The following is a 7870-nucleotide window of genomic DNA, read 5'->3' on the forward strand; positions in this document are numbered from 1 at the left end:
GCTGGCCGTTACATCGTGAAATGACATGTAACCAATTTCCTCCCCCTCTCCCCTTACGCTAACTGCATATCTTTCGCATCATGACGCAGCTTTATAACTGCTAACGCGTTCTATTCTTATTCCGACGCAGGATTTCGTCATGATTCGTTTGCCCCTGGCAACAGCTAGTCTGCTGGCCATCGCTGTCTCTCTTGCTGGCTGTGGCGAAGACAAGGACAAGGTTGCTGCCGTTAAAGCATCTGCTCCGGTCGCTTCCACCATCGCCCCCGCAACAAGCGGTCAACCCGATAATGCTGCTGCCAAGGCGGTGGTCGCCAACTACACGAGCATGATTTACGCCGTGTTCAGCGACGCCGAATCCACCGCTAAAACCCTGCGCACCGCCGTCAACCAGTTCCTGGCCAAGCCTGACGACAAAACCCTCAAGGCCGCCCGTGACGCTTGGGTTGCCGCACGCGTGCCTTATATGCAGACTGAGGTCTTTCGTTTCGGCAATACCATTATTGATGACTGGGAAGGACAGGTTAACGCCTGGCCCCTGGATGAAGGTTTGATCGATTATGTCGCCGCCGATTACCAGCACGCGCTGGGTAATCCTGGCGCCACTGCCAACATCGTTGCCAACACCCAGATCCAGGTCGGCGAAGATAAGATCGACGTCAAAGAAATTAGCGCTAACACCCTCGCCAGCCTGAATGAACTGGGCGGCTCGGAAGCCAATGTTGCCACCGGTTACCACGCCATCGAATTCCTGCTGTGGGGCCAAGACTTGCATGGCACCGAAGCGGGCGCGGGCGAGCGCCCAGCCACTGACTACATCGAAGGACCGCGCGGCACTGGCGGTAATAACGACCGACGCCGCGAATACCTCAAAGCGGTCACCGACTTGCTGGTGACTGACTTGGAAGTCATGGTCAGCAACTGGAAGCCTGGTGTAGCCGACAACTACCGCGCCAAGCTCGAAGCTGAGTCGGGCGAAAGTGGTTTGCGCAAAATGCTGTTTGGCATGGGAAGCCTGTCCTTGGGCGAACTCGCGGGCGAACGGATGAAGGTCGCTCTGGAAGCCAATTCCAGCGAAGACGAGCACGACTGTTTTAGCGACAACACCCACCATTCGCACTTCTACAACGGCCTGGGCATCCGCAACGTTTACTTGGGGGAATACACCCGTGTGGACGGTATAAAAATCAGCGGCCCGAGCCTGTCTTCGCTGGTCGCCAAGGCTGACGCAGCGACTGACGCAACGCTTAAGTCCGACCTCAACGGCACACAAGCGAAACTGCAAGTAATCGTCGACCGAGCAAATAACGGTGAACACTTCGACCAGTTGATTGCGGCCGGCAATACCGAAGGCAACCAAGTGGTGCGCGACGCCATCGCTTCCCTCGTTACCCAAACGGGCGCCATCGAACAAGCAGCTAGCCGTTTAGGCATTACCGACCTGAACCCGGATAACGCTGAACATTCGTTTTAACCAGCCGAAAACTGTAATCCCCGGTAGGAGCTGCCGAAAGCTGCGATCGACCGGGCACCGGTCGCTTTCGTCATCCCGCTGAAGGTCGTGCCGGTCGTTCTCGACCCCGGCCTATCGCAGTCTTCGGCAGCCCCTACAGGTTTTGTGGTGTCGGAGACGGGACGCGATGTCCTACAGATGTCTCACCAGGATATATATGCCTTCGTTGCGCCCTCTTCTGTCCTTCGCTCTCGCGATAACCCTGAGCGCATGTGACGACGCCCCACGCTTTACCCAGGCAGAATCCGGCGAAGCTTTGTCTGGCGGAAGCACTACGGTAAAAAAGGCTGATCGAAACGCCTTCTCCCTACCCTCGGCGAATCTTTCACCGCTTCGCCGGCTGGATTTCAGCGTCGGCAACAGCTTTTTTCGCAACCCTTGGGTGATCGCACCGTCGACCACGACGGCACGCGATGGATTGGGTCCGCTGTTCAATACCAATGCCTGCCAAAACTGCCACATTAAGGATGGACGTGGTCATCCCCCTGCGCCAGACGCGGTCAATGCGGTATCGATGCTGGTGCGTTTATCGATTCCCGACGATCCTGCATTCGCGCAGTTGATCGAACGAACCGGGATACTGCCCGAGCCGGTGTATGGCGGCCAGTTGCAAGACATGGCGATCCCTGGCGTCACGCCCGAAGGCAAGGTTCGCGTCGACTACGTTGAGCGTGCGGTCACCTTCAAGGACGGCATGCAGGTCTCGTTACGTAAACCTGAACTGCGCATCACGACGCTGGGTTACGGGCCAATGCACCCGCACACGCAGTTTTCTGCTCGGGTCGCGCCACCGATGATTGGCTTGGGTTTGCTCGAAGCCATCCCTGAGGCCGCCATTCTCGCGCAAGCCGATCCCGACGACAAAGATGGCAACGGCATTTCCGGACGAGCCAATCGGGTGTGGGACGACACCCAGCAGAAAACCGTACTAGGGCGCTTTGGCTGGAAAGCCGGGCAACCGAACCTCAATCAGCAAAACGCCCATGCCTTCTCCGGCGACATGGGCCTGACCACCCGACTCAAACCCGCCGACGACTGCACCGCAGCGCAAACTGCCTGCCTCAATGCGCCCAACGGCGACAGCCCCGAGGGTGAGCCGGAGGTCAGCGACAACATCCAGCGTCTGGTGCTGTTTTACAGCCGTAACCTAGCTGTCCCAGCACGCCGAGACGTAGATAGCGCTTCGGTACTGGCAGGCAAAAACCTGTTCTATCAAGCTGGGTGTCAGCTCTGTCACAGCCCGCAATTCACTACCCGTGCAGACGCCGCAGAACCCGAATTGGCTAACCAAATCATTCGCCCCTACAGCGACTTGCTGCTGCACGACATGGGCGAAGGTCTGGCCGATCATCGCAGCGAGTTTCAGGCCTCTGGGCGGGATTGGCGTACTCCGCCGCTGTGGGGCATCGGCCTCACCGAAACCGTCAGTGGCCACACGCAATTTCTACACGACGGCCGAGCCCGCAATTTGCTCGAAGCAGTGCTTTGGCACGGCGGCGAAGCACAGGCCGCACAACAACACGTACTTGGGTTCGATGCCTCGCAGCGCGAAGCGTTGCTGGCCTTTTTGAACTCGCTTTGATGCGTACTCCTAACAACGAACACAGGAGCCGGACATGTTCCGCCCCAAACTGTTACTGACTAGCCTCGCCGCCCTCGCCACCCTGACAACGGCGGCCTGTTCGCCAAAAGATCCACAAACTGCGACTTCGGCAGCGATTGCCAAACAAGTGATCCTACCCACCTACAGTCGCTGGGTTGACGCCGACCGCCAGTTGTCGATCAGTGCGCTGGCTTTCTGCCAAGGCAACGCCAGTCTGGACACCGCCCGCGCAGACTTCCTCCACGCACAAACCGCCTGGGCTGAGTTGCAGCCGTTATTGATCGGACCACTGGCCGAAGGCAATCGTGCCTGGCAGATACAGTTCTGGCCGGATAAAAAGAACCTGGTCGGCCGTCAGGTGGAGCAGTTAGTGACCGCACAACCGCAGATTGATGCAGCGGCGCTCGCCAACGCCAGCGTCGTTGTACAGGGCCTTTCGGCCTACGAATACATTTTGTACGACGCGGTGGTCGACATGACCAATGCTGAGCAGCAAGCCCGTTACTGCCCCTTGCTGATGGCGATTGGCGAGCGACAAAAAAGCCTCGCCGAAGACATTCTCAATCGCTGGAACAGCACCGACGGCATGCTGGCGCAGCTAAGTAAGTTTCCCAATCAGCGCTACGCCGACGCCCATGAAGCCATTGCCGAATTACTGCGCGTCCAGGTCACCGCGCTGGACAGCCTGAAGAAAAAGCTCGGCACGCCATTGGGCCGCCAGTCCAAGGGCATCCCTCAGCCCTTTCAGGCTGATGCATGGCGCAGCGAATCTTCGCTGAAAAGTCTGGAAGCCAGCTTGCTCAGCGCCAAAACGGTATGGACCGGCGTAGACAATCATGGCTTGCGTGGCCTGCTGAGCGCCGAACAAAAACCAATAGCAGACCGGATCGATGCCGCTTACGCCGACAGCAGCACGCTGTTGTCGGCGTTACAGCCGCCGTTGGCTCATTTGCTCGCCAGCGAAGATGGCCGTCGGCAACTCAACGCGTTCTACGACAGCTTGAACACACTGCATCGTTTGCACGAAGGCGAGTTGGCAAAGGCACTGGGTGTTCAACTGGGCTTCAATGCCAACGACGGAGACTGATATGTTGAGACGTCAGGCCTTGGCTTTGGGGAGCTTGCTGCTGGGTGCGTGCACGCTGGGCGGCTGGACTGTCTTTCGAACAAAGCAAAACCCACCTCTGCTGCTTTCTGCCCGAGACGACAGCGACGGTAAGCACTTTGCCGTGGGTTATCGCCTGGACGGCAAGCAGGTGTTCGCTACCCAGGTTGGCCAGCGATGCCACGACATCATCAACCACCCTGATTTGCCGCTGGCATTGTTCGTTGCACGCAGGCCGGGAACGGAAAGCTACTTGCTGGACATGCGTGACGGACGTCTACTGCAAACGATAACGTCGCTGCCGAACCGGCACTTCTATGGCCATGCGGTCATTCACAAAGGCGGCGGCTGGCTGTACGCCACCGAGAACGACACCACGGACCCGGGCCGTGGCCTGCTGGGTGTCTATCGGTTCATTGATGAGCGCCTGGTGCACAGCGGTGAACTATCCACTCACGGCGTTGGCCCACACCAAGTGTCATGGATGCCTGATGGTGAAACATTGGTCGTCGCCAACGGAGGCATTCGTACGGAAGCCGAAAGCCGCGTCGAAATGAACCTGAACGCCATGCAACCTAGCCTGGTGCTGATGCGCCGCGACGGCACATTGTTAAGCAAAGAGACGCTCAGCCAGCCGATGAACAGCATTCGCCACTTGGCCATCGCCAGCGACGGCACGGTGGTGTCCGGGCAGCAATTCATGGGCGACGCGCAGGCGTCTGCCGAGCTTCTGGCAATCAAACGCCCCGGAGAGCCGTTCGTTGCGTTCCCACTGGCCGAGAACCAGTTGCAAGCGATGAACCACTACAGCGCGAGCGTGGCAATACACAACGACCTGCGCCTGGTCGCGCTGAGTGCGCCCCGCGGCAATCGCTTCTTCATCTGGAACCTGGACAGCGGGAAGGTCCGACTGGATGCGCCCCTGGCCGACTGCGCGGGCATTGGCGCGGTGGAAAACGGCTTCGTAGTCACCTCAGGCCAAGGTCGCTGCCGTTTTTACGATTGCCGTCAAGATCAGATAACCGCAACACCGCTAGAGCTGCCTGCCGGGCTGTGGGATAACCACCTGCACATTGCGTGATGGCCTTACCGCCATCGCGCAAAATCTGTGGGACCGAACTTGTTCGGGAAGCGGACAGCACGGTGTATCTGACGTACCGCGCGGCTTCATTCGCGAACAAGTTCGCTCCTACAGGATTCGCGGCGGACCGGACACTGGGTATCCCCAACAAATTGGCCGCTCAGTGAGCGGCCAATTTTATAAGCAGAAACCTTTAACTCCGTCCGTTACTGAGTCATGCCAAACATGAACAGCAGCAAATCATGGCTCGGTTTGACTACCTGTTCAACCTTGGCTACGCGTGGTACCGGACAATGGCCCGCGCCAATCTCTGCGCCCAAAATTTTCGGGCCAGGCTGTTCCCACACTGTCAGGGCCAAGGACGCGATGCCTAGCGCCCCCACCAAGAACAAACCTCGGGTTATTTCGAGTTTCATTACCTTAAGCCTTTGATAGCGCTGCCAAACGCATTCTCGTAAAAATAGACTAATTTCAGCCAATCTGTATCGGTGAACGACGAATGGCGGCGCAACTGCTGCATGTCATGCTGGGCGGCACTTTGAGCTGACCAGCGGCGCCGGGACTTTTCCAGATCAAGCAGCGCGACCTCCACTTTCGTATCAGGGCCCTCACCGGTGACCCGTACGAAAACGTGCTTTATGTATAAGCAGCTGTGCTGCCAGCGCCCCAAATGCATGCGGGTCAAAGTGACGGCCAATTCTTCAAGCAGACGATCATGCAGCGCTTCACCGTAACGTTCGCGGCCGCCCGCAGCGTACCAATTCTCCATTTCAGTAAAACCGTCGAGTGCCGCGGTCACCAACAACGCCCGCCACTGTTTGTCCGCGTCGCGCTCTGCGCCGCAAAACACCAGCTTGGGAACATTAACGTTGAGCTGACGCAGCCCTTCTATCGCATCACGCTCGCGCAATACGGTCGGCCTGCCGAACGGATGAAGCCATGAGCGATAGAGATGACCCGTCTGGCGTTTGACGTAGAGCAAGCGGCCATTGGCCGACATCACGCGCTGCACGCCACTTTCACCACCACGGCGCAGGTTAGGTTCTTCAACCCACTCGCCTTGTTGGCTCCAGAAATAGGCAAACCGGTCTTGAGAGGCGACGCCCGGAGCGGCTACGAAATCAACGGCCATTGCTTACCTCATGCGTTAGGGATAAAACCTGCCCAATGGTGAAAGAAGCTGCAGAAATCGAGGGTATATCCAAGTATCTGCAAAGGCCGTACCCGCTAAAGACTTCAGCGGACCTGCCTGTTTGATGCCAATCTGATGCGCACCGGACGCGACCGAGAGTGACTGTTGCGCAAGTGTGACAGTTTTCAATCTGAAAGGTTCGAAGCCTTAGATGATCGTTATTTGCTAGATATTTCGGCTAGTTCGACACGAAAACGGCAACCATTGGGCTCCATGGTGCTGAGATTGACAGTCCACCCTTCGTTCTCACAAATCCGCTGAACCAGCGACAACCCAAGACCCAACCCCTCGCCGCGCTGTTCATTGCCACGCACAAACGGCTGAAACATCGCTTCACGTTTTTCTTCGGGGATGCCGACGCCACTGTCTTCAACCACGAAGCCCTTGCTCTCCAAGGTCAGACGAATGAACCCTTGGTCGGTGTAATGCAATGCATTGCGCAGCAAGTTACCCATGACGGCCAGTAAAAAGGTGGTGTGGTAGGTGCCTTGCGATGGGGTGCCTGGATCGAACTCCAGACTCAGCCCCTTACGCTCGATAGGCTCGCGCCACAACGCCATGAGTTGCTCAGCCACCGCGCTCAACGAGATTTTTGAAGACCCAGCCTCGTCGCGCTGGGTACGGGCCAACATGAGGAAGGTTTGTACCAAGTCACGCATTTCTTCACAGGCACGGGCGATCCGCTGGACCTGAGTACGTGCACGATGATCAAGGTCGGGATTTTCCAGCAATAGCTCGCAGGAACTGGCGAGCACCATCAAGGGTGTACGCAGTTCATGGCTGACGTCGCTGGTGAAAAGACGCTCACGGGTCAACGCCTGACGCAGACGCCCAAGTGTGGCGTCGAAGGCGGTTGCCAGCTCACCTACTTCGTCAGCCGCATAGTCCGGCGCCAAGGGTGGCGCCAGCCCCAGCAACTGATCGCGATGACGCACCTGCCGAGCCAGACGTACAACGGGTGCCATCACCCGACGGGCCAAAATCCAGCCGAGAAAAACCGCCAACGCCAGGGCCAGGACAAACCCCACCAGCACCACGGCGAACAGCACCCGCTCTCGCTCTTCGAAATCACTTTGGTCCTGCAACAGAACGTAATGCCGACCGTCGACGATCTCGACCATGGCGTGATAGGACAGCGCTTCGCGAAAAACTTCGTGAAAGCCAGAGTCTAGATGTCGCAAATCCTTGGGCAATTCGAAATCACCACGGCCGTTGCTGTAGTAGAACAATTGGTCCGGCTCAGGGCGGTGGCTCCAGTCGCTCACGCTGTCCATCAGCAGCAACCGGTTCAGGTCTCCACCCAAACCTGCAGAAATCAATTTTTCTTCGACCAGATGAACCGTTGCCACGATCCCCAATGCGAACGACCCGGCCAC

The 7870-nt window shown here is 57.9% G+C and carries 7 protein-coding genes; 4 read left to right on the forward strand and 3 right to left on the reverse strand.

All coding sequences use genetic code 11. The features are described 5' to 3' along the window. Positions 1-139 precede the first annotated feature (139 nt). The 4 genes from M0974_RS03640 (at position 140) to M0974_RS03655 (ending at position 5302) form a co-directional block, all read left to right on the forward strand. Entirely contained in the window at positions 140-1474 is a 1335-nt protein-coding gene (locus M0974_RS03640) for an imelysin family protein (RefSeq protein ID WP_297832959.1), read from the forward strand. A gap of 196 nt (positions 1475-1670) precedes the next feature. After that, on the forward strand, positions 1671-3095 hold the full coding sequence (locus tag M0974_RS03645; protein WP_297832961.1) for a di-heme oxidoredictase family protein: 1425 nt from the start codon (positions 1671-1673) through the stop codon (positions 3093-3095). A 34-nt stretch (positions 3096-3129) separates the two neighbouring features. Beyond that, positions 3130-4203, forward strand: coding sequence for an imelysin family protein (locus tag M0974_RS03650; RefSeq protein WP_297832963.1), 1074 nt, complete (start codon positions 3130-3132; stop codon positions 4201-4203). A gap of 1 nt (position 4204) precedes the next feature. Continuing rightward, entirely contained in the window at positions 4205-5302 is a 1098-nt protein-coding gene (locus M0974_RS03655; RefSeq protein WP_297832964.1) for a DUF1513 domain-containing protein, read from the forward strand. Positions 5303-5508: 206 nt separating this feature from the next. Here M0974_RS03655 and M0974_RS03660 read toward each other — a convergent pair whose 3' ends face one another. The 3 genes from M0974_RS03660 to M0974_RS03670 form a co-directional block, all read right to left on the reverse strand. Continuing rightward, complete coding sequence (locus tag M0974_RS03660) at positions 5509-5718, reverse strand: hypothetical protein (RefSeq protein ID WP_297832967.1); 210 nt, start codon at positions 5716-5718, stop codon at positions 5509-5511. Further along, positions 5718-6434, reverse strand: coding sequence for a lipopolysaccharide kinase InaA family protein (locus tag M0974_RS03665; protein ID WP_297832969.1), 717 nt, complete (start codon positions 6432-6434; stop codon positions 5718-5720). Before M0974_RS03665 ends, M0974_RS03660 begins: the two co-directional genes overlap by 1 nt. Positions 6435-6652: 218 nt before the next feature. Further along, positions 6653-7870 (reverse strand): HAMP domain-containing sensor histidine kinase (locus tag M0974_RS03670; RefSeq protein WP_297832970.1); only part of this gene is annotated, 1218 nt, incomplete at its 5' end.

The sequence above is a fragment of the Pseudomonas sp. genome (assembly GCF_026224925.1).
Lineage (GTDB): Bacteria > Pseudomonadota > Gammaproteobacteria > Pseudomonadales > Pseudomonadaceae > Aquipseudomonas.

Excerpts from the sequence above, each read along its gene's own strand:
- M0974_RS03640 (WP_297832959.1), top strand. The coding sequence starts at position 140 with ATGATTCGTTTGCCCCTGGCAACAGCTAGTCTGCTGGCCATCGCTGTC.
- M0974_RS03645 (WP_297832961.1), top strand. The coding sequence starts at position 1,671 with ATGCCTTCGTTGCGCCCTCTTCTGTCCTTCGCTCTCGCGATAACCCTG.
- M0974_RS03650 (WP_297832963.1), top strand. The coding sequence starts at position 3,130 with ATGTTCCGCCCCAAACTGTTACTGACTAGCCTCGCCGCCCTCGCCACC.
- M0974_RS03655 (WP_297832964.1), top strand. The coding sequence starts at position 4,205 with ATGTTGAGACGTCAGGCCTTGGCTTTGGGGAGCTTGCTGCTGGGTGCG.
- M0974_RS03660 (WP_297832967.1), bottom strand. The coding sequence starts at position 5,718 with ATGAAACTCGAAATAACCCGAGGTTTGTTCTTGGTGGGGGCGCTAGGC.
- M0974_RS03665 (WP_297832969.1), bottom strand. The coding sequence starts at position 6,434 with ATGGCCGTTGATTTCGTAGCCGCTCCGGGCGTCGCCTCTCAAGACCGG.